Raw genomic sequence first — 22314 nt, forward strand, 5'->3', positions numbered from 1 at the left:
CAGGCCGGGCTCCGGTGAACGGTGCAACTCGACAATGCGCATGACCACGGAGTGGATTGCTCGAAGTTGCTCGTAATGCTCTGGATGTTGTCAACTCTTGACAGATTGCTTGACAGATTGTCTGCGGGGGCGCTGTAGTTGCCCCACTCACTCCCGCTCTAGCTCTTCTGGAGCCCGCATGATGTCTTCATGGCGTGGGGGAATGCTGGTGGCCTCGGTCGGCACGGTCCTGGTGCTCGCCCTTGCCGGTCCCCCTCTGAAAGCGGCGGCTGTCGACGTGCCGTCCGACCCCGTCTACTCGTCAGCCTCGGGCGTGCTCTTCCCCGGTGTCGCACCGGGCACGGCTACGGGGGCGGCGTCCCCGTCCGGATTCACGCTGTCGAACAACGCTCTCTCGGCCTCGTGGGCGGTGAACGGAAGCAGGGTCTCGCTCTCCTCGTTCACGAACTCCGCGAACGGAACGCCCGGCAGCGTGCCGGCGGCGATCGGTGAACTGTTCTCGTTCACCCTCGCCGACTCCACCGTCATCAGGTCCTCCCAGTCCACACTCACCTCCGCCCCGACCCTGAGCACGCTGGCGGCCGACACCTCCGCCGTCCGCCTCTCCCAGAAAGCCGCCGGCAAGGCGGTGAGCATGAAGTTCCGCTGGACATCGGGCGGCAAGACCCTGGACGTGACCTGGAGAGCCGAACTCCGCGACGGCGCGAACAGCGTCCTGCAGAGGTTCACCATCACCCCGGTCGGCGGGACCTTCGACGTCACCAGGCTCCAGCTGATCGACATGACCCTGCCCGGCAGCAGGGTGGACGGCGCCGACGACGGCAGCCCGGTGGTCGCGGGCCCGCCCGGAGCGGAGACGCTCTTCGTCGGTGTCGAGAACCCCATGGCCAAGCCCACGGTCGACGGCGCGAACGTGACCATCGGTGTCACACGTGCGGGCGATCTCACCCCCGGGAAGTCCTACGAGTACACCGCCTCCCTGGGCGTCGCCCCGGCCGGCGGCCTACGGCGCTCCTTCCAGTACTACCTGGCGCGCGAACGCGTCCACAGCCGCCACACCTTCCTGCACTACCAGAGCTGGTTCGACCTCAAGCCGCCGGGGCTGGTCGTCGACTCCTCCGAACTCACCTCCGCCATCAACCTCTTCGGCAGCGAGCTGACCCGCCGCGGAGCCAAGGTCGACAGCTTCTGGGTGGACGACGGCTGGGACTACCTGCGTTCCCCCAGGAAGGCGGACGAGTCGAACCTCAACGTCTGGTCCTTCGACCCCACCCAGTTCCCCACCGGGTTCGGTCCCCAGAAGAGCGCCGCCGCCCAGTACGGGGGAGCGTCGCTGTCGGTGTGGATGTCGCCCTTCGGCGGCTACGGAACCAGCGCGGACGCACGGAACGAGCTGAACAGCAGCAAGCCGGCCGCGCAACAGTACGAAACCCACAGCGGCGGCAGGTTCAAACTCAGCGACCCCGACTACTACGCCCGCTTTCGCGCGGTGGCCTTCGACATGATGGACAATCAGGGCGTCAGAGGCTTCAAGTTCGACGGCATCGGCGGGGGACTCAACCAGTCCGGCCCCAACAGCAATTACCTCACCGACTACGAAGCCCTGATCGATCTCACCACCGATCTCCGCGGCCGCAACAAGGACGTCTGGGTCAACGCCACCGTCGGAACCTGGGGATCCCCCTACTGGCTGTGGTACGTCGACTCCATCTGGCGCGACGGCGAGGACGCGGGCCAGACCGGGGACGGCTCCCCCCGGGAGAAGTACGTCAACTACCGCGACTCCCAGACCTTCCGGAACATCGCCACCCAGAACCCCCTCTTCCCCGTCCCCTCCGTGATGAACCACGGCATCGTCTTCTCCGACCGGGCCCCACAGTTCGGCGCCGACCACGACCTCTCGAAGCAGTCGGTCCGCAACGAGGTCTCCAACGACATCCGCTCCTACTTCGCGCAGGGAATGGGACTGCAGGAACTCTACGTCCGCAACACACTGGTACGCCCCGAGCTTCCGGGAGCACCCTGGTTCTGGGACACCCTGGCCGCCAACGCCAAGTGGGCCCGCACTAACCAGGACCTGCTCACCGACGTCCACTGGATCGGCGGCGACGCAGCAGCCGGCGACATCTACGGCACCGCCGCCTGGAACTCCACCGCCGGCACGTCCAAGGGCATGCTGATGCTGCGCAATCCCTCAGCCACGGCCAAGACCTTCACGGTGGACCCGCAGCAGATCTTCGAGCTGCCCGGCGGCACCCAGGGCGCGTACCGCTTCACCGAGAAGGACGGCCTGCGCGCCGCCTTCACCGCTCAACGCGGCACACCGACCGGCATCACGCTGCAGCCACACGAAGTGGTGGTGTTCGAGGCCGCGCCCACCACCGGCACCGCCGCCTACACCGCCATCCCGCGCGACGGCTGGACAGCCACCGCCGACAGCACCGAGACCGTACGGGAGAACGGCCAAGCCGCCAACGCCATCGACGGAAACAACTCCACCATCTGGCACACGCAGTACGGCACCGACATCACCCCCATGCCGCACTGGATCGACATCGACCTGGGCCGGTCCCGCACCGTGGGAAGGCTCGACTACCTCCCGCGCGAGGACGGCGGCACCAACGGCACCATGGCCGACTACCAGATCCTGACCAGTACGGACGGAAACAACTGGACCGCCGTGGCGAGCGGCACCTTCCCGCCCGGCCCGGGCATCAAGACCATCACCTTCCCCGACACCACCACCCGCCACGTCCGACTGAAGACCACACGAGCCGCCAACGGCGCCGGCTACGCCTCAGCCGCTGAGATCAGCCTCTACCAGCGACAGGCCACCGCGCGATGACCGTGCCGGTACCGGCAACACCATCAGCATGACCGGAAGGCCGACCCACCCCATGGTGGGTCGGCCTCTGCCCGGGCCCACACGGTGCGCGCCCAAGAATCAGAGCGTTCCAGGAGCCCCGACCGAGCCGCCCGGGCGAGTGCCTCACGCGCACTCCGCGCCGGGTTCGGCGGGCGGCGCGTGCGCAGGTGGGCGGGCGGCCGGCGGGTGGGCGGCGTGGACGCACGGGCCCGGCGGTGTGTGGTGCCGGGTGATCCGGTGTACGGTCCCGCGGGCGTCCACGGCCCACAGCACGTCCGCGGCGACCTCGCGCCGGGCCATGCGGACGATTCCGGGGCCGCCGTCGGGCAGGTCGACCGTGCGCCCCACCCAGCGGGACCAGGCCGGATCCGAGCTCGTGATCACCGCCCCCACCCCCACTGGGCGATCAGCGCAGACGCCGGGAGTTCGATCACACGGTTTCCCGAACTGGTGAGTTGGGACCAGATCGAGCGCGCTTCGAGGTCGGAGAGGGAGAAGACGAACGGGCCCGGGACGAGCACCGCGCGGAAGGCGCCCGCGGTCAGCAGTCCGATCAGACGCTGGAGGGCGGGGAGCGGGCCCCGGGAGCGGCAGCCGTTGTCGAGGAACACGGCCGGAGGCGCGAACCCGAGCTCGTTCGCGAGGTGCCGCAGTGCGTGCAGGTGCGTTCCCATCCCGCTCGGGTCGAAGGGGTAGCAGCGCAGGTAGACGGCTGCGGAAGTATCGGTACGAACCGGTTTCATGTGTCACGCCCCGGGAATCCGGATAATCCGGGACAGTGCCCCGGAATCGGTCATGACGACAGGAAACCGCTCGGCGACCCGCCGGGCCAGCCCCACCGGTTATCGTTCTCGTCACGGTTCGGCCGAGGAACGGGGCGATCGACGCGGACCGGGAGCGGGATCCGTCCCGCCCGAGGCGCCCCGGCGGGCCATGGGGCGACCGGGAATCACGCGTCCTGGCGGTGCGGCGGTCCTGCGGTCCCGCTGTAGCTACCCAGAGTAACCGTCAGTCCAAGGATGCTTCGACGACATCACCACAGCCGATCCGGGGAGCTTTCAACAGGTGGCGCGGATCCGCGGCGAGGAACCTCCCGAGGCCACAGTGCACAACTTCTCGGCGAAGTACGTCGACCGATTGGGTGAGCGCACCCTTCAGACCTCGGAGAGCCGGGAGAAGTCGGGAAGGCCCGGGGGCCGACTGTGCTGCCACCCTACATCGGTGTACGGGTCCGCAGGTGCGGCGCCGGCGGCAGAGGTGCGGGTGCTTCCGTTTCGGGTGCGGCGCGGAACGCCTCGATCACGTAGGCGGCGAAGCGGCGGGAGGCCGTGAGCCGGGCAGGGCCCGGAGCATCGTGGAGGCCCCGGTGGGCCATGAGCATGAGGATCAGGTCGTCGACGACGAAGTCGGCGCGGAGCCGGCCGGTCTGTTGGGCGCGGCGGGCCAGTTCCGCGATGGCACGCTCGGCCTGCTCGCGGTCGGCGGCGAAGTCCGCGGCGTCGGGATTGGCGGCTATGAAGGCGTCGGCGAATCCCCGGCTGTACGCGTGGAGTTCGCAGATCCGCTCGATCAGGCTCCGGAATCCGTGCCACGGGTCGGGGTCCGTGAGGGCGTCGCGGACGGCGGTGCGGCAGGCCCGGCGTTGCTCGGTGAAGGTCTGGGCGATCAGCGCCTGCTTGGTCGGGAAGTGCCGGTAGAGCGTGGCGTGGCCGACTTCCGCGTGCCGGGCGATGTCGCGCATGGGTGCGCCCAGGCCGCTCTCGCCGAACACGGTGCGGGCGGCGGCCAGGATGCGGGCCCGGTTGTCACGCGCGTCGGAGCGTGCAGCCCGAGACAAGTGGCCGGTCATCGTCTCTCATTTCGGTCGGGCGGACGGATCCGTCCGTTACGTTCCGATGGCGGTGCTGCCTCACGGTCGCAGCAGCGGTGTCCCTCCGTCCAACAGCCCGAGGAGCAGAGATGAAAGCCGTCGTCATCGAGAGGTTCGGAGACCCCAGTGGTCTGGAGGTCGTCGACCTGCCCGTGCCCGCCCCCGCTCCGGGGCAGGTGCTGGTCGCCACGGAGGCGGTCGGGGTGGGTGGTGTGGACGCCGTTATCCGCCGGGGCGCGCTCGCCGCCTACGGCTTCCGGGCGGGCCATGTCCTGGGCAGTGAGGCCGCGGGGCCTGTCATCGCCGTGGGTGAGGGCGTGGACCGTGAGTGGATCGGGCGGCGTGTGTGGGCGTTCACCGGTCTGTCCGGCGGGTACGCCGAGCAGTCCGTCGCCTCGGTCGACGACGTTCTCGAACTTCCCGACGGCCTGACCGGCGTCGACGCGGTCGCCCTCGGCGGCTCCGGGGTGGTCGCCCATTTCGCGCTGGAGCGGGCCCGCTTCGTTGCCGGGGAGACGGTCCTCGTGCGGGGTGCGGCCGGCAGCATCGGGATCACGGCGGTTCAGCTTGCCGCCAGGGGCGGCGCGGGTACGGTGGCGGTCACCGCCTCGTCGGCCGGGCGCGGCGAGCGGCTGAAGGACCTGGGAGCCACGTACGTCCTGGACCGCGCGGGTGAGGGCGGCCCGGACACACCGGCGGGCTTCGACGTCGTTGTCGACGTGGTGGGAGGCCCCCAACTGCCTCGGTTCCTGGACAGGTTGAACCCCAACGGGCGGTACGTGGCCGTCGGTGTGGTCGGAGGGCAGCCTCCGGCGGACTTCGGCATGCGCCTGATGGACGCCTTCCGCAGGTCGCTGTCGTTCGCCACCTTCAGCTCCGACACCGTGCCCGGCCCCGACCGGCAGGCCGTTCGGGCCGCCCAGTTCGCCGACGCCGCGCGCGGGGACCTGCGCACGGTCGTGCACGAGGTGCTGCCGCTGGACGAGGCGGCCCGGGCCCACCGCGCGATGGACGCGGGAGAGGTGTTCGGGAGGGTCGTCCTGGCGCCCTGAACCCGCACGGGGCGGCGGCGCTCACGTCTTGATCCGGGCCACGGGGCGTCGACGGCACCGGGCCGTCGTCCGCCGCCGTCACGGCCCTCCCGGCCGCACGCCGTCAGGACGGCGCCGACCAAGAAACCTGCTGGCCAGGTGCACGGTGACCTGTCATGGTGTCGCCGTGCCTGACGAACCGATGGAGCTACCGCCGATGCCGCCCTCGAAGTGGTCGTCCGGATCCCTGCGGATCACCAGCTGGACCATCTGTGCGAGTGAGATCTCGGTGCGGCTGGGCATCAGCCCCGACAGCGAGTACGAGCGGGGAAGCCTCTCAAGTCCACGGAACCCGCTCAGCCAGCGGCGTGAGGCCGCCGTCTGGATTCTCGCGAGTGGCCTGGACAACGACCGATGGCCCGAGGAGCACGTGGCCGAACTCCTCCGACGTCTGGCCGGCAAGCACGACGCGGTGGCGAGCCTGGCCGCCGACTGCAAGCTGGAGCTGTTCCTCGGCTTCGGCAGTAAGAACGGCCAGGGCGGATGCGCTCTCCCCTCCGCTCTCCTCCGAGAGGCCGGAGACCTCGGCCTCGACATCGCGCTCGACCTGTACCCGCGGGCACCCGACGACCACGCCGGGCCCGACGCCGCGACCGACGACCCTGATCGGCCCGACACCGAGGCGGGGTGGGACGGCCCCTACTATCGAGTCCGCAACGACGACTTCGAGGTCCGCTTCCTCCTGGATCCGTACGAGGATCTCGACGGCGTCTGCAACGCCGATGCCGAAGTCCTCCTCCCCGACGGATCACGGTGGGGCGCGACGATCCTGACCGTCGACGAAGTCGGCCGGCTGATGAACCGGTGGGACGGCACCGGAGAAGCACTGGGCGGCCGGTACTTCTCGTGCTCCGACGGCGTGATCGTCCGTTCCGCAGGCATAGCGGGGATGGTGGATGTGATCGTTGGGCTGCTGGAGACGGGAGATCTCCGGCACACCCTCGAACGACTGGACTGATCGGCGTGACGGCTACCGAGCCTTCGACCTCCGTGTTCGCTCGGCCACACCCGTCGTGCGTCGGACGGTTCGCGGATCCGTGGGCGGAAAGCGTCCTGCGGTCACTGGGTCTCGCGCGGCGCGGATCATCTCCAGGTCCGTGTACGGGTCCGGTTCCCGGTAGCGGCGCCGCTTAGCCGAATTGATCGTAGGTCGGCTCGGGGTTTCAGAAGGAGCAGGAGCCCGGCCGCTCACTACGAGGTCTCCTGCTCGAACGGCTCGTCGCTCCAGCGGAACCAGGCACGGTCACCGTCGACATGGAGCAGGAACTCGGCCACCGGGCCTGTCGGGGCGGCCAGCTCCAGGGTCCGGCGGATCTCATCGGTGACGGCTTCCCACTCGCCGATGTCCTCCTCTTCGGCCAGCACGAGCTCGCGATCGAACAGCGGCTTCACCGCGGCGAAGCCGGGAGCGGGCAGGAACCGGCCTGACACCCAGGGGAAGTCGACGTCCTCGATCACGATCTCGCCGACAACCTCACCCTGCTTCCGCAGCTGCCAGATCTCGCCCATCAGCAACACAATCGTCGCCTCTCCCACGAACCGGAACCGTCCGAAGAAGCCTTTCACACAGCTCTGACACCCGCTGAGCACCAGGGACGGCGGCCTGACGGCCGGAAGAGGCGCCCCCGCCTGCCCCGGCACCCGCACTCCCACGCGAGCGCGTCCACTCACCCCGCCGTGCCCGCCGGTCGCGGACCGGGCGGGCGGCTGACGAACCGTCTGCTCTATCGTTCCCGTACGGGTCGGGTGGGGCCGGTGAGCGGTGGTCGGCCGGAAGGGGTGCGGGGTGTCGGGGGGTTCGGGGCGGACGGTCGTGGTGCTGGGTGGTGGGGTGGCCGGGCTGACGGCGGCCATGGAGCTGGCGGAGCGCGGCTTCGAGGTGACCGTGGTGGAGCCCTCCGGGTGGGGTGGCAAGGCCCGTAGCGCCTCGGTCCCCGGGACGGGGACCGGCGGGCGGCTCGACCTGCCCAGCGAGCACGGGTTCCGGTTCTTCCCCGGCTTCTACCGGAGCCTGCCCGACACGATGCGGCGGATCCCCCTGGAGGGCTCGTCCTCGGGCGTGGAGGGCAACCTGCGGGAAGCGCCGCAGATGCTGTCCGCACGGTCGGGGCGGATCGGCGAGACGGTCGCCGACGTGTCCCTGGCCACCGGCCCGAGGACACCCCTGCAGATCCTCCGCGCCCGGGGCATGAGGCTGGGCGCCGAGGGCGAGCTGAACGAGGAGCTGCTGTACTTCGCCAACCGCATGCTGGTCTACATGACCAGCAGCGCCGAGCGGCGGCTGGGACAGTGGGAACGGACCTCCTGGTGGGACTTCACGGCCGCGGACGGCGCCTCCGAGGAGTACCGCAAGGTGTGCGTCGTCGGGGCGACCCGCACGGTGGTGGCGGCCAGGGCGGAGGTGTGCAGCGCGCACACCGTCGGGGGGTTCCTGGAGGCCTTCGGCTACGGGTTCCTGGGCCGGGGCGAGGCGCAGGCCGCCGACCGGGTCCTGAACGCCCCGACCAGCACGGCCTGGATCGACCCCTGGGTGCGGCACCTGGACCGGCTCGGGGTGCGGCTCGAACTCGGCTGGCGGGTGGAGCGCCTGAGGGTGCGGGGGCGCGCCGTCGTCGGCGCGGTGCTGCGCGGCCCGGGCACCCGGCGGCGGGAGGTGGACGCCGACTGGTACGTGTGCGCGCTCCCCGTCGACCGGATCGGGGCGCTGCTGGAACGCGGCCTGGCCGAGGCCGACCCCGAGCTCAAGAAGACGGCGGGCCTGCGTACCGACTGGATGGTCGGCCTGCAGTTCTACCTCACCGAACCCACCCCGATCACCCGCGGCCACGTCATCTACCAGGACTCCCCGTGGGCGCTGACCTCCATCAGCCAGGCCCAGTTCTGGGACACCGACTTCCGCGCCACCTACGGCGACGGGACGGTCGCCGACTGCCTGTCGGTCGACATCTCCTCCTGGGACACCCCCGGCATCCTCTACGGCAAGCCGGCCCGCGAGTGCACCCGGGCCGAGGTCGTCGCCGAGGTCTGGGCCCAGCTCACCGACGCCCTCGACGACGGGCGTCGGCGGACCCTCCACGAGGGTCTGCTCCACTCCTGGCACCTGGACCCGGCCGTCAGGAACCTCGACGGCCCCGGGCCCGCCACCAACGACGAGGCCCTGCTGATCAACACCACCGGTTCCTGGGAGCTGCGCCCGACGGCGGAGACGGCCGCGGTGAACCTGTTCATGGCCGGCGACTTCGTCCGCTGCCCGGTCAACCTGGCCACGATGGAGGGCGCGAACCAGAGCGGCCGGGCGGCGACGAACGCGCTGCTGCGGGCCGCCGGCCACGGCGGCGAGCCGGCCGTCGTCCACGCCCTGTACGAGGCGGAGGAGCTCCGCCGGCTGAAGGAGGTGGACGCCGCGCTCTACCGGCAGGGCAGGGCGCACATCCTCGACACCCCGCCGCCGTGGTCCTGCCGTACGGGGGACAGCCGCTTCAGTACGACCGGTTGACGATCAGTTCGCAGAGCGCGTCGAGGTCGTCGACGGCCCCGGGCACCGTGCCCGGTTCGTCGATGAGCTGCCGCAGCCGGCGCCGGGCCTCCTCCGCGTGCCCGGCGGCGCGCTCCACCGTCCAGTGCCGGCCGCCGGCTTCCTCCACCAGCAGGGCCAGCGCCGCCGCCTCGGCGCGGTCCGGGGCGGCCGGCAGGGAGTAGCGGCGGGCCAGTTCGTCACCTGCCGCGGTGTCCGAGGCCATCGCGGCGACCACCGGTACCGAGAGCTTGCGCGCCCGCAGGTCCGCGAAGACCGGCTTTCCGGTGACCGCATCGTCGCCCCAGATCCCCAGCACGTCGTCCACCAGCTGGAACGCCATCCCCAGGTCGTGGCCGAACGCGGCCAGGGCCTCGACCTGCGCCGGCCCGCCGCCGCCGTAGAGGGCGCCCAGCCGGCAGGCACAGGAGATCAGGGACGCCGTCTTGCCCGACACCATCTCCAGGCACTCGGGCAGTCCGATGCGCGGCTCACCCTCGAACAGCACGTCCAGGCCCTCACCCACCGCGAGCTGGACGAGCGTGTCCAACAGGGCCGCCGTGGCCTCGCCCGCGACCGCCTCGCCTGAGAACGCCCCGCCCGCGACCGCTTCGCCGCCGGGGCCTGTGAGCACCTCGAACGCCACCATCAGCAGCGCGTCGGCGGACCTGGTCGCGGCGGCAGGCCCGAACACCTCCCAGGCGGAGGCGCGGTGGCGACGGACCGCATCGCCGTCCAGGACGTCGTCGTACAGCAGCGACAGGTTGTGCACCAGCTCCACCGCCACGGCGGCGGGTGCCGCGAGGTCCGGCTCCCCTCCCACCGCCCGGGCGCAGCTCAGGGTCAGGGCCGCCCGGACGTTCTTGCCGCCGCGCCCCCCAGCCGGGGACCCGCCGGACCATCCGAAGTGGTACGCCGCCACCTCCCCGAGCGCACCGCCCAACTGCCCGACCCAGTGCCGCAACTGCGGTTCGCAGGTGGCTGCCGCGCCCCGCAGCAGCGACTCGGCCCGCGTACGATCCGACAACACCCGGCCCACCCCGTTCCCCCGGCCGTCCCCGCCCCAGGCGAGCCTACGCGACCGCCCGGGCGTGCTGCCCCTCGCCGAACAGGCCGGCCCGGTGCCCGGCGCTCCCGCCCCGCCCGGGGACACCGCCCCCGGTGTCGTCAGCGACCGGACGACCGGACGACCGCGCGCCGGGCGGACCCCGGCGCGCGGCCGCTCGGCTCAGTGGCGCGGACGGCGCCGGGAGGCGAGGACCACGGCACCGCCGACCACCAGCAGGAACGCCGAGGCGCCTGAGACCCGGGGGAGACCGGGCCCGGCTCCGGTCTCCGGCAGTTCCCCGCTCGGAGACGGATGCGGGACCCGGGTCGGGGTCGGGGTGGGAGCCGGTGTCGGCGTCGGACGCGGAGTGGGCGACCCGGAGGGCGAGGGGGACGGTGACGGAGACGGCGTGGGCGTGGGCGTGGGCGTGGGCGTGGGCGACGGGCTCGGCGAGGGCGAGGGCGAGGGCGACGGTGTGGGCGTGGGGGACGGGCTCGGCGACGGCGTCGGGGTGGGTGAGGGCGTGCCCGCCCGGCAGCTGACCTCGACCTCGCCCAGGCGCAGGTTCGTCACCTCCCCCTGGTAGAGCTGGTTGCCGCCGGTGTCGTTGAGCGTGCCCCGGACGTCGATGTCGAGCCAGGCCTCCGCGGTGTCCTGCCGGTTCTGTGCGGCCGGGTCCTGGTGGGGCGCGACGGTCACGGTGAGGGTGCTGGGTCCGATCTCGGGCCTGTCGAGGTCGGCGCCGGTGACGGCGAGGGTGGAGGTGCCGATGGGGACGAGCTGCCCGAGGACGGTGATCTGGCCGGCGTCCGTCCGGTTGTAGGCCAGGGCGTAGGGCCCGACGGGCGGCGGCACGCACTCGGCGTAGGAGTCCATGGAGGCGACCGTGCCGCTGGGCGCGATGCGGATCAGGTCCTTGCTGCCGAGCCGGACGACGAGGTCGGTGAGCTGGGCCTGGGCGTAGTACTTCGCGGCGTCGGCGGCGGTCCGGGTCGTCATGGTGCTGATGGTGATGCGGCTGAGCATGCCGTCCGGGTCGCTGAAGTCCCCGTCGTCGGTGTCGCCGACGAACGTGCTGAGCGCCGTGCCGTAGGTCCCGCTGTACGGGGTGAAGCCCAGGGGCGGCACCGAGGGGGTGGTCAGCTGCACCAGCTTCGCGCCGGCGAGCGTGCCCGGTGGGAGCACTGCCGCTGCGGGGGTCTGGCCCTGTCCGAGGAGCACCACGCTGGCGAGGCCGGCGGCCGTGACCGCCCCGGCGACGGGGAACGCCGCCCTGCGTACGAAATCGTCCATGCGGCAGCAGTAACAGCCCCGCGGCGAACCGCCGGACAGGCTCGGCGTCCCGAACCCGTTCGGCCGCCGGAGCTCCCACCGGCGGCCTAACCAGGCGCGGGCCCGCGTCGGCCCGGCCCCCCTTCTCCTGGCGCCCTCCCCGTCCGCCTCGCGCCCCGGAGGCCGGACGCCGCCCCGCCGGGACCGGCCGGGCCCCGGCCGCTCGGCTGCGGGCCGGGCGGCCCCGGTCCATGTGCACGCCGTTCACCTGTACGGCGCAGCGCGCCCGGCCGTCGGTGGCCCGGCCGGTCCCGGCGGGGTGCGATGGCAGTACCGGAAGGACCTGCCGGCCGGCGGGGGCGAGCGGCCGTTGATCACGACCGGCGCCGAGGCGGGGTGAACCGCCCGCCCACCGGGGAAGGGAGCCGAGGATGTTCGGCGAACGACGGGCCCGCCACCGGGCCAACAACGCCTTCGACGACGGCGAGGGCGTCACCCGCTACCGCATGCAGCAGAAGGTCTTCTCCATCGGGGACGACTACTGGATCGACGACGAGGCCGGTGACCACGTTTACAAGGTCAACGGAAAGGCACTGCGCCTGCGCCGGACGTGGGCCATCGAGGACCGCGAGGGCCACCGGGTCGCCGCCGTGCAGAGCCGGCCGATGCGGATCAAGGACTCGATGGAGATCGAGGACGCCGACGGCCACCGGATCGCGCTGGTCAAGAAGGGCCTGGTGGGGCCGGTGCGGGACCACTGGCGGATCAAGCAGGAGGAGGGCGGCGACCTGACCGTCCACGGCAACATCGTCGACCACGAGTACACGATCGAACGGGACGGCTACAAGGTCGCCGAGGTCTCCAAGAAGTGGTTCCGGCTGCGCGACACCTACGGTCTCGGCATCGGGCCCGACACGGACCACGCCACCGTTCTGGCCGCCGCCATCGCCATCGACGCCATGGCCCACCCCGGCGACTGACCGCCCGCGGCCGAGGACGCTCCGAACGGCTCGGCGCGGGCGAAGACGATCAGGGTCCGGTCGGTCGCAGCCGCCGGCGTGCGGGTCGCGCGCACGGATCACCGAAAGGGTTCGGGACGTGTCCAGAGGGGGCCCCAGGGCGCCCCCGAAGTCTCCTCCGGGCCGTGCGGTCAGGCGCGGGCTTCGGCGCGGGTCCGGCGCCGGGGGAGTTCCACGACCTGGGTGCCGGCCGCACGGAGGAACTGTGCGACGGAGTCCGCGGTGGCACCCTCCAGGGAGAAGACCCAGAGGCCGGGCACCAGCACCGTGTCGACCAGACCCTTGGAGGCCCGGGCGAGCAGAATGCGCAGCTGGGGGCGCAGCGCGGAGGACGAGGTGCCGTTGTCCAGGTAGAGCCTGGGGGTTCCGAGGCCGAGCTGCTGGGCGTGGTCCTCCAGCGCCCACCGGTGAGCGGCCATGTCCCAGTGGTCGTAGGGGTAGCAGCGCAGGTAGACCGCGCTGCTCCCGATCAGGGTGGGCTGCTCGGGGGTGATGGTCATCGTCGCTCCTCGCCGGTACGGCAGGCGTGTGGCGCATGCCGCCGGGCGGTGCCCTGGACGGCTCGGTGCGCGATGGCCGCGCATTCGTCCGGGGTGGGATCGGCTACGGCCAGGTGTCACACGGTGGCTTCGGGTGAGGATGGCGACGGGGTGTGTGCGACCTCGGGAAGTGCCTTCCATCATGGAGCGGCGGAGCGGATATGTCTATACCAATGGGGCGTGCGCGGAACGGTCGGTGCACACCGGTCCCGCTCCGCAGCCGCCGGCCCCCTACTGCCCGCCGGTCCATCGGCGCGGCACGCCGTCCTGACCGGACCGGCACACCCCACCCCCGGCGCGGACGCTGACATTCTCCTTCGTCCCGACCTGCTCACAGACGGGGGAGGGCCGTACCCGGCCGGCTCGTCGTACCGGGTACTTCTGCTGTTCGGGGTGCAGCGGTGGACGGCCCCCAGGTCGGACCGCCCGAGTCCAGGGCTGTGACGACGGCAGCTGTGCGCAAGTACGCGGAGGTCCTGGCCGTCGTCGCCGCGCCGAAGCTCCTGCCGGCTGTCGGCGGACTGACCCCGCACGCCGGGCCCGACCCGTACAGGGGCCTGGCCGAGAGGCTGCTGCGCGAGCGCCGCCTCGGCATCTGACCGACGAGTTGGGCGGCCGTGCGGGGTCAGGCATCACCCAACGTCACTCCGAGGCGGTGTCCGCCTCGTCCAGCGCAGCAGCACGCTTCTCCTCCTCCTTCTCGGAGAGGGCGTAGTCGTTGGTCGGCTTGACGATGGTGTGCGTGATGACCTGCCCGCTGATCTGCTTGGTCTCCAGCCTCTGCTGACCTTCTGCCATTTTCTTGCTCCTTCTCCCGTGTCCGGTACGTCTGTCCTCCGGCATGTTCCCACTCGGGAGCACTGCGTAACGAGATGATGACGAGACACCGGTGAACCCGTCGGCTCGAACCGATCACCCGAACCGTCCGCGCTGACCGGCGTCAGATAGCCGCGAGCCTGGACGGCGCGGTTCGGGTGCTGCGGATGAGGTTCTCGCGTTCGTCCAGGGCCGTCTCGTCGAGGGTGTCGGCGAAATCCGCCGCCGTGTCGTCCTCGAAAGGGCCGATGCCCCAGGTGCCCATGCTGATCTCCTCGTGTCGCCGTTCTGCGATCCGTTCCGGCGATCGGCGGTTGGCGGTCGTCGATCAGCTGTCATGCGGTGCGGATGGCGGCCGCGGGGTGTCGCGGTGTCCGGACGAGGGTAGCGGCGGCTGCGGCGATGTAGAGGATCTGGAGGAGGGTGCGCGGGCCGAGGGGGTCTCCCTGGGCGGTGTTCCTGCGGGCGGCGGAGACGTTGGCAGGGAACACGGCGATCATGAGGGTGATGAGTCCGCCGGCGGCCCATCGCGCGGTGGCGGGGATGATCAGGCCGATCGCTCCGGCGGCTTCGAGCAGGCCGGTGATCGTCACGAGCAGTCCGGCGCGGGGCATCCACGGCGGGACCATGTCGACGAGGTCGGGCCGCAGGGCAGGGGCGAAGTGCGCGATCGAGGTGAGCAGGAACATGGCCACCAGCCCGGCTCGCAGGGCGGGCTGCCAGCCGGCGAGCGCGTCCGCTCCCAGTAGACCGGCCAGTCGGGCCGCGGTGAACCCGACGACCAGCGCGATCAATGGCTCCACCGGAGCGCTCCTTCCAGCAGGTGCTTCCCGGCGACGCGCGCCCGCCCGCTTCGTCCGTCCTCCAGTCCACCACCGGGCACGCACGCCCGCCACTGAGAGCGCGCCCGGCGCGTCGGCCGTGGTTGTTCGTCCCCGCGGGCCCGCGCTGGTCGAACACCACCAGGCGGTAGTCCTTGAGAACGGGCTCCAGCCTGGTTGCCGTCCGCTTGATCGCGGGGCCGCCGGTGAGGAAGAGCAGATTGCCGCTGGGCGCGGTGGGCGTAAGATCGATCTCTTCAGTGGTCAATGGAGGTAGTGTGACTAATTTGGCCAGAGGGTTTTCAATGCGTTCGGTAGAGGATTTCATCGCTGCGGCCGGTCGTTCCGGAAAATTCTCGGAGATTGATACGGTCGAGGCTGTCGCGAATCCTCGGGTGGTTGATATTCATCTGGAGCACTCTGCTGGACACGAGTTCATCGTGATGGTGCGAGAGGACAGGGGTGAGGCCCGGATCCTCTTCGAGGACTACCTGTTCGATGCCGTCCCTGTCCATAGGGTCCTGGAGTTTCTGGACCTGATTGCAAGCTGTGAAGTCGTCCTCGCGCTGAACCGGTCCGGGCGCCTGCTGTCTTTGACGGTCTCCTTGCCCGAGGGCGACTGGATTGACAGGCGGACTTATGCCAATGACTTTTCGGAGTGGGAGAGGAGCGTTGGAGAGCGTGGCTAGCACTCCGCAGGAACCCGAGACTTTGTCTGATCAGAGGACGTGCAGTGAGTTTAGTGGGCTAATTCCTGCCAAGGGATGCTTCTTCCGGGGCCGCCTCTTGGTGACGCGCGGCTCATGTTGGTAGCGAGGGAGTAATGAGGGCGGCGAGGTGGCGCACCTTCCTTTACGGCGAGCCCGAGGCGACCTGGCGCGAACGCGCACCGAACGCGCACCGAACGCCGAGGACGTCCTCAAGGCTCACACCGAGGTCGTAGCCCCGGCTGAGTACAGATGAACGGGGCCAGGACCGGGCGGCTCAACGGAAGGCGGAGGCACTCTCCGAAACCCACTGACGGAATGGCCTGGCCGGGGAGCCGGTGACCCGCGAGACCGTGTCGCGCACCTTCAGCAGCTCGTCGTTGACGTCCCCGCCTGTCACATCGAGCACCGCATCCGCGGCCTCGTCTCCCAGGAACGCGGCCATGTGACGGTGGGCCTCCTCCCTGTTGATCTCAACGAACGGCACCTCCCGCTCCAGTACTGCCGCGATGACCTCCAGCTGCTGACGGGCGGTCACCCGCTCCGGACCGGTCAGGGCGTACGTCCGGCCTTGGTGGCCGGACTCGATCAGTGCCACTCGCGCCACCGACGCGATGTCCGCGGGGTGGATCGTGGGGAGCCCGATGTCCGCGTACGGCACCCTGACCGGTTGGTGCTCGCGGATGGACGCCGCCCACCACAGGGCGTTCGAGGCGAACTGCGTCGGCCGCAGAATCGTCCAGGCCATGCCGCTGTCCCTGAGTAGTCGCTCGACAGTCAGGTTCTCGTCGGCGGGGCCCAGGTGCGGATGGGTCTGGACGGTGATGGACGACACGAGCACCACGTGCTCCACACCTGCCTGCCGGGCGGCGTCGAGGATGTCGGCATCCGGGCCCATGCGCGACACGAGGAACAGCGAACGCACCCCCTCCAGTGCAGGCTTGAGCGAAGCAGGCTCGGTGAAGTCGCCCTCAACGGCCTCGACCCCTTCGGGGAACGAGGCCCGCGTGGCATCGCGAGTGAGACCTCTCAACGGCCCGGCACCGCAAGCGTGCAGATCCTTCAGCAGAGCACTTCCTATGTTCCCGGTGGCTCCCGTTACGAGGATCATGAGCGCCTTCTCCCGTCGTCAGATGATCAGCTGGAGGACACGCTAGAAGCTCAATCGCACTTCAGGTCAAGGAGAGTCCGGACGGGTTCGTGCTGCTGGGCACAGACATGCAGGCCTCGGTACTCGGCTGGGCACTTCACCGAGGACGTCGGCCGTCCACCGTCCCGATGGACGGCCGACCCAGGAGACCTCCGGACGAGCTCACCCGCCCGAGGTCCTCCGAGCCTGGCGCCACCTCGACCGGCTCGCCCGTCGTCGCGACCATAGGATCCAGCACGCCTTCGACCTCGTCCGGAAGATCATCGACGAGTGGTCCGCCGGTGGCATGTCGTGAGAACTCGGGCGGTGGTGGACCCGCCGTCCTGACCACATCGAGCTCCACTTCGCCGGAACGAAGACCCCCTTCGAGGGCCCCTTCGCCCGGCATCCTTTTCCCGAGACCGAGGTGCTGACGGACGTGATCCTCGACCCGCCGACGGAGGCCGTCGACCCCGAGGAGCTCTATCTGGCCGCGACGGCAGAGCCGAGCTGAGCCGGGGATTCGCGCGGATCTGCACCACCCGCCGCCGCCAGGACCCGCTCTGCCTACGCTTCTGCCACCCCCACAGAGCCCGGAAAGGCTCCCGATCAGCCGTCGGACTTGTGACCAGCTCGCTGCCAGGCACTGATTGTCCTCACTTCGGCCCCCGCGTCCGGCCCGGGCGGGTAGCTTGCCGGTATGACGAGTGATGATATTCCCGTGACGGTAGAACAGATCGGCGCCGCCCTGGCCGCGTTGGGCGTCTATGAGGGCAACAACACGCCGGTCGAGCACGCCGAACGGGCCGCGCAGTTCGCCAGCCCCGACGTCTACCGGCTGCGTCTGCTCAACACCCTGCTGGGCGCGGTGCAGGGACAGGCGAAGCTCGCCGACGAGGCGGAAGAGGACGGCGAGGACCTCTTCACCGCATGGTTGGAGCAACTGAACGGGGCTGGAGCCGGGGACGACCCGGTCAGGCAGATATCGTTCCTGGGCTGGCAGGTCCGGCGGGTGGGAATCCCGCTCTTCCTCCTCGCCAACGATCCGGACACCGGGGCCATCGTGGACGCGGCCGCGAAGGCTGCCGAGGCGCTGCACATCATGCTGGGGGTGATCGGCACACTTGAGGAGGCGGACCCGGCCGTCGACTTCGTCAACATCATCAACCAGGGCGGGATGCTGAGGGCGGGCCGAGAGCTACTGGTAACCGCTCTCGACAACACCGACACCGCGCTGGACACGTTCAAGTAGGTCGGCCCGTAGCGGCCCCGGCCCGGCCTGGCCTGGCCCAGGCCCCGGCCCCGGTCGGCCGGGGCCGCCTCCGGCGGCACGCCCCGGACCAGGTCCGGGGCGGCCGTGGCCGGGCCGTCCACGGGCCGGGAGGTCGCCCGGGCTTCTACGCGGCGGGGCCCGGGTGGAAGGGTACGGCGACGTCCATGACGTGCTCGCCCGGCTCGGCGGTGGCCCAGTTCGGGTAGTACACCTCCCGGTTGGAGGCGCTGCGGGTGTGCCCGTGGCCGGTGAGCCAGGCACCGACGGCGTCGTGGACGGCGGCGCCCGACGCGGGAGCGTCGTCGCGCTTCGTCAGTGCGGTGTACGCCTCGCGGTGCGCGGCCTCGATGCGAACCCCGATGTGCCCTGCCGGTTCGACCGGACTGTCGGTGGGGGCGCAGACTTCGACCGGGCCTTCGGAGTCGTCGTCCACCAGCCCGTGGTAGACGGCGAAGAGCGGTCCGGACAGGCAGGCGTTGGCACGCCGCAGGTGGGTGAGGAGCAGTTCGGCCGCTTCGGCGAGGAAGGCCGGCAGGTGCGCGGCGTTCACGTGCCGTTGGATGCTGAGCACCTTCTGCTCGGGGACGTCCCGTTCGGCGATCTCGTACATGGTCTGCGGCCTTCCTGCCAGGACCGCCCGGGTGTAGGTCACCGTGTCGCGGCGGGTTGCGTGTGTGCGCGCCTGTTCGTGCCAGTACGCGTCGAGCAGGGGGACGCGATCCGCTGCGTCCGCGTCGAGTACCGCGGCGATCCGCGCCAGTGGCATCCCCAAGGCGCGCAGCAGCGCGATGTGGCGGGCGCGTTCCACCTGGGTGGAGCCGTAGCGGCGAAGCCCGGTGCGCGGTTCGACGTGGGCGGGCGGCAGCAGCCCCCGTGCGTCGTAGAGCCGCAGTGCCTTGGGGCTGAGCCGGGTCGCGGCGGCGAGTTCCCCGATGGTGATCGTCTGTTCCTGCACGCGGATCACTGTGCCCCCTGCCCCAGGGGCAGGAGCAAGTCCACCACCGGGCGCGGCGCCCCCTCGGCTCCGGACGCCCGGGTCGGGAGGCGGAGGCGTGGGATGCGGCCCCGGATGCGGGGCGTCGCCGGGCACGCTCCCGGGGGCAGGGCAGGACGCTTGGTGACCGAATGATCGGGCTGAATGCCAGGCAGCCGGTCAAGGTGCGTGCTCTTGCGGCAGATCCGGTCAACTTCTGGCCGGCCTGCAGATCCACGGTGCCCAGCCGGTTTCCTGGTCCCGAACAGGCCACGAGGCCGGGGCCGACCGTCGGCCCGGGCTTCCGGGGCGGGAGGACGGACGCCACATGGTCGGCATCGACGGCGGCGGTCGCGCTGATGCGCACGATGACGCCCCGATCCCTCAGGATCACCAGGACCCTCCCGAGCAGGTACCCGAGGGCGGGGACCTCGTACCGGAGACCTCCCTGCCCAACGACCTGGTCGCCCTGATGGTGATGCACGGCGAGGCGTACTGGGAGTACGCGCGCCTGCACCTCGGCGATCCCGACGCCGCCGACGCGCTGGTCGACGACGTCTTCGCGGACCTCGCCGCCAACTGGGACCTGGTGCTGCGCCAGGAGAACGCGGGGCAGTTCTGCTGGGGTGTGCTGCGGGCGACGGTCGACGACACGCCGGAGCGTGTCGTCCGGCCGTCGGCCTTCACCTCCGCCGCGTTCGCGTTCGCCATGGCCGACGCCCGGGAGGCGTTCCGGGCGCTGGAGAGCGGGATCGGCCTGTTCGCGGCGATCGGCGACCTGCCGGACAGGCAGCACGACGTGGTCGTACTGACCTACGTGCTCGGCTATCCGGTCGTCACCGCCGCACGGATCATGGGTATCACCAAGAGCGGGGTGTACAGCCTGCGCCGCGACGCACGCCGCCGGCTCGCCTCGGCGCTGGGTCTGGACGAACAGAGCGCCGTGACGGCGGAAGAGCAGTGATCGACATCCACGGCGCCGTCGACGCGCAGTCCGGGGCCGTCCGCGAGGCCTCGGACCCGGGCCCGGCCTGGTCGCCACTTGCGGCAGTGCGTCTGCCGCAGCCCGAGGCCAGGGGCCGGGCCTCCGCCTGTCTCGACGGCGCGCCGGCCAGGGTCGCGGCGCGCCTGGCGGCGCGGACGCGGGCCTCGCAGCGGCCTTTACCGTCGGTCGCGGTCCGTCTGGACCGGGCCGGGTTCGAGCTGCTGGCGCTGTGTCACCTGGTGCTGGAGGACGCCCGGTCGCCGGGGTGGATCGCGGCGCTGACGGACGCGCCGGAGATCGAGCCGTACGGGGCGCTCGTTCTCGGAGCGCTGTGCCACCTGGCTGTCCACGAGGGGGAGGACGAGGACGGCGCGGTCATGCGCCGGGCGCTGGCGGACGGGTCGCGGACGTGGTGGCAGCTCGGGGCCGGGGCAGGATGCTTCCAGGCCGCCTACGCCCTCGCCTGTCTGTGTGCCGGGAGGGGGGACCAGCGCGAGGCGCGGCACTGGCAGGACCAGGCCCGCCGGCTGGCGGGGGTGCGGGACGTGCGTTCGGCGGTCCTGGCCGCCTTCGCCGGGTTCCGGCCCGGCCACGGCCTGTGCGCCGACGTCCGCCAGGCACTGGCGGCCCTGCCCACCAGCCACGACCCGGACTTCGGGCGCGCACCCGCGATCGATCCCGACGTGCTGGCCGCGGCACTCCACCGGCACCGCACCGGCGCTTGCTGCCGACCCGCGCTGCCGTAGCGGGCTGAGGACGAGGGGACAGCGGCCAGCCACGGTGGCCGGCCACTCGGCGCGCCACGGAACCACGTGCGCCACGGACCCGGGCACGGGGACCGGCGGCGCGGTGACGATGACGGGGATCGAGCGAGACGGTGCCCGGTTCCTGCCCGTCTACGGTCACCGCACGGTCCACGGCATCACCCTCACGGCGCCACCGCAGGACGTCTGGGCGGTGTTGCACGCGGTGACGCTGGCCGACCTGCCGTCCCGGTCGCGAAGCAGACCCTGAAGGACCCGCCGACGGCGCCTCGTCCGTCAGCACCGCGGCGAACACCGACTTCGGCCCCGCGGGATCTTCACCGCGCCGATCGACGTCGACTGACCCGCCCCTACCGGGCGGGAGTCCCCCCGGGTGTGACTGGTCGAGGGTGGATCCTGTCCCCGGGGCGGGTCAGTCGATCTGGTCCGGCACACTGGCGCCAACACCGAGGGAGGGGAGCAGATGATGCACCCGGCGATCGTTCGCCTGACCCGGATGGTTTCGACCCCAGACCGCGTTTGAGATCTGTCGTGTCCCCTTGCTGGGGCGTTCGTTGAGCTCACCGTGAGTGGTGTTGGGGGTGGGTATCCGTCGGACCTGGCGGATGAGCAGTGGGCGCTGGTGGAGCCGCTGCTGCCGCCGGCGCGGGTGGGTCCGAAGGGCGGTCGGCGGGAGAAGCACCCGCGGAGGCGGATCGTCGACGCGATCTTCTACGTGGTCCGCACCGGGTGTGCCTGGCGGCAGTTGCCGAAGGACTTCCCGCCGTGGCCGACGGTGTACTGATACTTCACCTGGTGGCACGACGACGGCACCGTCGAGCGGATCCATGACGCTCGGCGCGGCCGTGTCCGGGAGGCGGACGGCCGTGACGTGGAGCCGAGCGCGGGCCTGATCGACTCGCAGTCCGTCCGCACCGCCGACACGGTCCCCGTCGAGACCAGGGGCTTCGACGCGGGCAAGAAGGTGAAGGGCCGCAAGAGGTTCATCGTCACCGACACCCTCGGCCTGCTGCTGGCCGTCCACGTCGTCGCGGCGAGCATCCAGGACCGCGACGGCGCGAAGCGGCCATTGCTGTGGACCCGGCTCGACCACTCCGGCGTCAAGAAGGTCTGGGCCGACCAGGGCTTCGCAAGCCGCCTGGTCGAATGGACCCCCAGATCCTCGGCCGCGACCTGGAGATCGTCCGCAAGGACCCCGACCAGCACGGCTTCCAGGTCCAGCCCAAGCGATGGGCGGTCGAGCGGACATTGTGCGCCACGAGGCGCTCTGTTTGTATCCCCGGTTCAACCGGGAGGAACTCGGAAGGAGGTTCCTGGGCCGGATGACTCACCTGGATCCGAAAGGTGAAGGGGACAACAGCATGTCAGAAAACCGGTGACCGGGCCCAGTTGTCAGGGACGGTGCGCCGGGCGGCCCGCGCGATATGGCGAAGACTGGATTGTTTGAATCCCAATCTCCAGAAGATGCAAGTTCCCATCCGTCGGAAAGGCAGCTGAAACCGACGCCGCACCCTGCAACGGCTTCGAAGGTTTGGCCGGTGCAACTTCCGGGGGCGGAGCGATGTCCAGCGAGGACATTCAAGGAGATGAGTGGGGCGCCTAAGTCGCGCTAGAACGTACAGACAGA

25 protein-coding genes are annotated in these 22314 nt (G+C 70.9%); 12 read left to right on the plus strand and 13 right to left on the minus strand.

What is annotated here, in order from left to right:
* Positions 1 to 294: 294 nt before the first annotated feature.
* Positions 295 to 636: a hypothetical protein gene (locus tag ABZY91_RS17750; protein ID WP_355403362.1), complete on the minus strand. Its 342-nt coding sequence runs from the start codon at positions 634 to 636 to the stop codon at positions 295 to 297.
* Here ABZY91_RS17750 and ABZY91_RS17755 point away from each other — a divergent pair.
* Positions 635 to 2845: a discoidin domain-containing protein gene (locus tag ABZY91_RS17755; RefSeq protein ID WP_355403364.1), complete on the plus strand. Its 2211-nt coding sequence runs from the start codon at positions 635 to 637 to the stop codon at positions 2843 to 2845. The genes ABZY91_RS17750 and ABZY91_RS17755 overlap by 2 nt on opposite strands.
* Positions 2846 to 2989: 144 nt before the next feature.
* Here the strand turns inward: ABZY91_RS17755 and ABZY91_RS17760 are convergent, their stop codons facing one another.
* The 3 genes from ABZY91_RS17760 to ABZY91_RS17770 form a co-directional block, all read right to left on the minus strand.
* Positions 2990 to 3250, minus strand: coding sequence for a hypothetical protein (locus ABZY91_RS17760; RefSeq protein ID WP_355403366.1), 261 nt, complete (start codon positions 3248 to 3250; stop codon positions 2990 to 2992).
* Entirely contained in the window at positions 3247 to 3609 is a 363-nt protein-coding gene (locus ABZY91_RS17765; protein WP_329952428.1) for a hypothetical protein, read from the minus strand. The genes ABZY91_RS17760 and ABZY91_RS17765 overlap by 4 nt, the downstream gene beginning before the upstream one ends.
* Positions 3610 to 4079: 470 nt before the next feature.
* Entirely contained in the window at positions 4080 to 4715 is a 636-nt protein-coding gene (locus ABZY91_RS17770) for a helix-turn-helix domain-containing protein (protein ID WP_355403368.1), read from the minus strand.
* 110 nt (positions 4716 to 4825) lie between these two features.
* On the opposite strand from ABZY91_RS17770, the gene ABZY91_RS17775 reads away from it, so the two are divergent.
* Together ABZY91_RS17775 and ABZY91_RS17780 are read left to right on the plus strand one after the other, a co-directional pair.
* Positions 4826 to 5788: a zinc-binding dehydrogenase gene (locus tag ABZY91_RS17775; protein ID WP_355403370.1), complete on the plus strand. Its 963-nt coding sequence runs from the start codon at positions 4826 to 4828 to the stop codon at positions 5786 to 5788.
* Positions 5789 to 5954: 166 nt separating this feature from the next.
* Positions 5955 to 6785: a DUF4279 domain-containing protein gene (locus ABZY91_RS17780; RefSeq protein ID WP_355403372.1), complete on the plus strand. Its 831-nt coding sequence runs from the start codon at positions 5955 to 5957 to the stop codon at positions 6783 to 6785.
* Between the two features lie 233 nt (positions 6786 to 7018).
* Here ABZY91_RS17780 and ABZY91_RS17785 read toward each other — a convergent pair whose 3' ends face one another.
* Entirely contained in the window at positions 7019 to 7345 is a 327-nt protein-coding gene (locus ABZY91_RS17785) for a hypothetical protein (RefSeq protein ID WP_355403417.1), read from the minus strand.
* A gap of 268 nt (positions 7346 to 7613) precedes the next feature.
* Here ABZY91_RS17785 and ABZY91_RS17790 point away from each other — a divergent pair, with 268 nt between their 5' ends.
* Positions 7614 to 9323, plus strand: coding sequence for an FAD-dependent oxidoreductase (locus ABZY91_RS17790; RefSeq protein WP_355403374.1), 1710 nt, complete (start codon positions 7614 to 7616; stop codon positions 9321 to 9323).
* Here the strand turns inward: ABZY91_RS17790 and ABZY91_RS17795 are convergent.
* The gene (locus tag ABZY91_RS17795) at positions 9307 to 10368 is read right to left on the minus strand and encodes a polyprenyl synthetase family protein (protein ID WP_355403376.1); all 1062 of its coding nucleotides are present in this window, start codon (positions 10366 to 10368) and stop codon (positions 9307 to 9309) included. The genes ABZY91_RS17790 and ABZY91_RS17795 overlap by 17 nt on opposite strands.
* 201 nt (positions 10369 to 10569) lie before the next feature.
* On the minus strand, positions 10570 to 11682 hold the full coding sequence (locus ABZY91_RS17800; protein ID WP_355403377.1) for a hypothetical protein: 1113 nt from the start codon (positions 11680 to 11682) through the stop codon (positions 10570 to 10572).
* Between the two features lie 410 nt (positions 11683 to 12092).
* On the opposite strand from ABZY91_RS17800, the gene ABZY91_RS17805 reads away from it, so the two are divergent.
* The gene (locus ABZY91_RS17805; protein WP_329952431.1) at positions 12093 to 12641 is read left to right on the plus strand and encodes an LURP-one-related family protein; all 549 of its coding nucleotides are present in this window, start codon (positions 12093 to 12095) and stop codon (positions 12639 to 12641) included.
* Positions 12642 to 12811: 170 nt separating this feature from the next.
* Here ABZY91_RS17805 and ABZY91_RS17810 read toward each other — a convergent pair whose 3' ends face one another.
* The gene (locus ABZY91_RS17810) at positions 12812 to 13180 is read right to left on the minus strand and encodes a recombinase family protein (RefSeq protein ID WP_355403379.1); all 369 of its coding nucleotides are present in this window, start codon (positions 13178 to 13180) and stop codon (positions 12812 to 12814) included.
* A 479-nt stretch (positions 13181 to 13659) separates the two neighbouring features.
* Between ABZY91_RS17810 and ABZY91_RS17815 the strand changes: the two genes are divergently transcribed.
* On the plus strand, positions 13660 to 13818 hold the full coding sequence (locus ABZY91_RS17815; RefSeq protein ID WP_355403381.1) for a hypothetical protein: 159 nt from the start codon (positions 13660 to 13662) through the stop codon (positions 13816 to 13818).
* Between the two features lie 43 nt (positions 13819 to 13861).
* Here the strand turns inward: ABZY91_RS17815 and ABZY91_RS17820 are convergent, their stop codons facing one another.
* The 3 genes from ABZY91_RS17820 to ABZY91_RS17830 form a co-directional block, all read right to left on the minus strand.
* Positions 13862 to 14017, minus strand: a complete 156-nt coding sequence (locus ABZY91_RS17820; protein WP_355403383.1) for a hypothetical protein — start codon at positions 14015 to 14017, stop codon at positions 13862 to 13864.
* A gap of 142 nt (positions 14018 to 14159) precedes the next feature.
* Positions 14160 to 14300, minus strand: coding sequence for a DUF4259 domain-containing protein (locus ABZY91_RS17825; RefSeq protein WP_355403385.1), 141 nt, complete (start codon positions 14298 to 14300; stop codon positions 14160 to 14162).
* Between the two features lie 70 nt (positions 14301 to 14370).
* Entirely contained in the window at positions 14371 to 14838 is a 468-nt protein-coding gene (locus ABZY91_RS17830; RefSeq protein WP_355403387.1) for a hypothetical protein, read from the minus strand.
* Positions 14839 to 15134: 296 nt separating this feature from the next.
* Between ABZY91_RS17830 and ABZY91_RS17835 the strand changes: the two genes are divergently transcribed.
* On the plus strand, positions 15135 to 15545 hold the full coding sequence (locus tag ABZY91_RS17835; RefSeq protein WP_355403389.1) for a hypothetical protein: 411 nt from the start codon (positions 15135 to 15137) through the stop codon (positions 15543 to 15545).
* 295 nt (positions 15546 to 15840) lie between these two features.
* On the opposite strand, the gene ABZY91_RS17840 is transcribed toward ABZY91_RS17835, so the two are convergent.
* Entirely contained in the window at positions 15841 to 16674 is an 834-nt protein-coding gene (locus ABZY91_RS17840) for an NAD(P)H-binding protein (RefSeq protein ID WP_355403391.1), read from the minus strand.
* Positions 16675 to 17413: 739 nt separating this feature from the next.
* Here ABZY91_RS17840 and ABZY91_RS17845 point away from each other — a divergent pair.
* A complete protein-coding gene (locus tag ABZY91_RS17845; RefSeq protein ID WP_355403393.1) occupies positions 17414 to 17944 on the plus strand; it encodes a DUF6245 family protein in 531 nt (176 codons plus the stop codon).
* A 145-nt stretch (positions 17945 to 18089) separates the two neighbouring features.
* On the opposite strand, the gene ABZY91_RS17850 is transcribed toward ABZY91_RS17845, so the two are convergent.
* Positions 18090 to 18920 (minus strand): MerR family transcriptional regulator, encoded by an 831-nt coding sequence (locus ABZY91_RS17850; protein WP_355403395.1) that lies wholly within the window; start codon positions 18918 to 18920, stop codon positions 18090 to 18092.
* Between the two features lie 346 nt (positions 18921 to 19266).
* On the opposite strand from ABZY91_RS17850, the gene ABZY91_RS17855 reads away from it, so the two are divergent.
* The 4 genes from ABZY91_RS17855 (at position 19267) to ABZY91_RS17870 (ending at position 22035) form a co-directional block, all read left to right on the plus strand.
* Positions 19267 to 19902, plus strand: a complete 636-nt coding sequence (locus ABZY91_RS17855) for a sigma-70 family RNA polymerase sigma factor (protein WP_355403397.1) — start codon at positions 19267 to 19269, stop codon at positions 19900 to 19902.
* On the plus strand, positions 19899 to 20669 hold the full coding sequence (locus tag ABZY91_RS17860) for a hypothetical protein (protein ID WP_355403399.1): 771 nt from the start codon (positions 19899 to 19901) through the stop codon (positions 20667 to 20669). Before ABZY91_RS17855 ends, ABZY91_RS17860 begins: the two co-directional genes overlap by 4 nt.
* A 583-nt stretch (positions 20670 to 21252) precedes the next feature.
* Positions 21253 to 21471: a transposase gene (locus ABZY91_RS17865; RefSeq protein WP_355403401.1), complete on the plus strand. Its 219-nt coding sequence runs from the start codon at positions 21253 to 21255 to the stop codon at positions 21469 to 21471.
* A gap of 87 nt (positions 21472 to 21558) precedes the next feature.
* The gene (locus ABZY91_RS17870; RefSeq protein ID WP_355403403.1) at positions 21559 to 22035 is read left to right on the plus strand and encodes a transposase; all 477 of its coding nucleotides are present in this window, start codon (positions 21559 to 21561) and stop codon (positions 22033 to 22035) included.
* Positions 22036 to 22314 lie beyond the last annotated feature (279 nt).

Source organism: Kitasatospora sp. NPDC002965, from assembly GCF_040611255.1.
In the GTDB taxonomy this organism is placed as follows: Bacteria; Actinomycetota; Actinomycetes; order Streptomycetales; family Streptomycetaceae; genus Kitasatospora.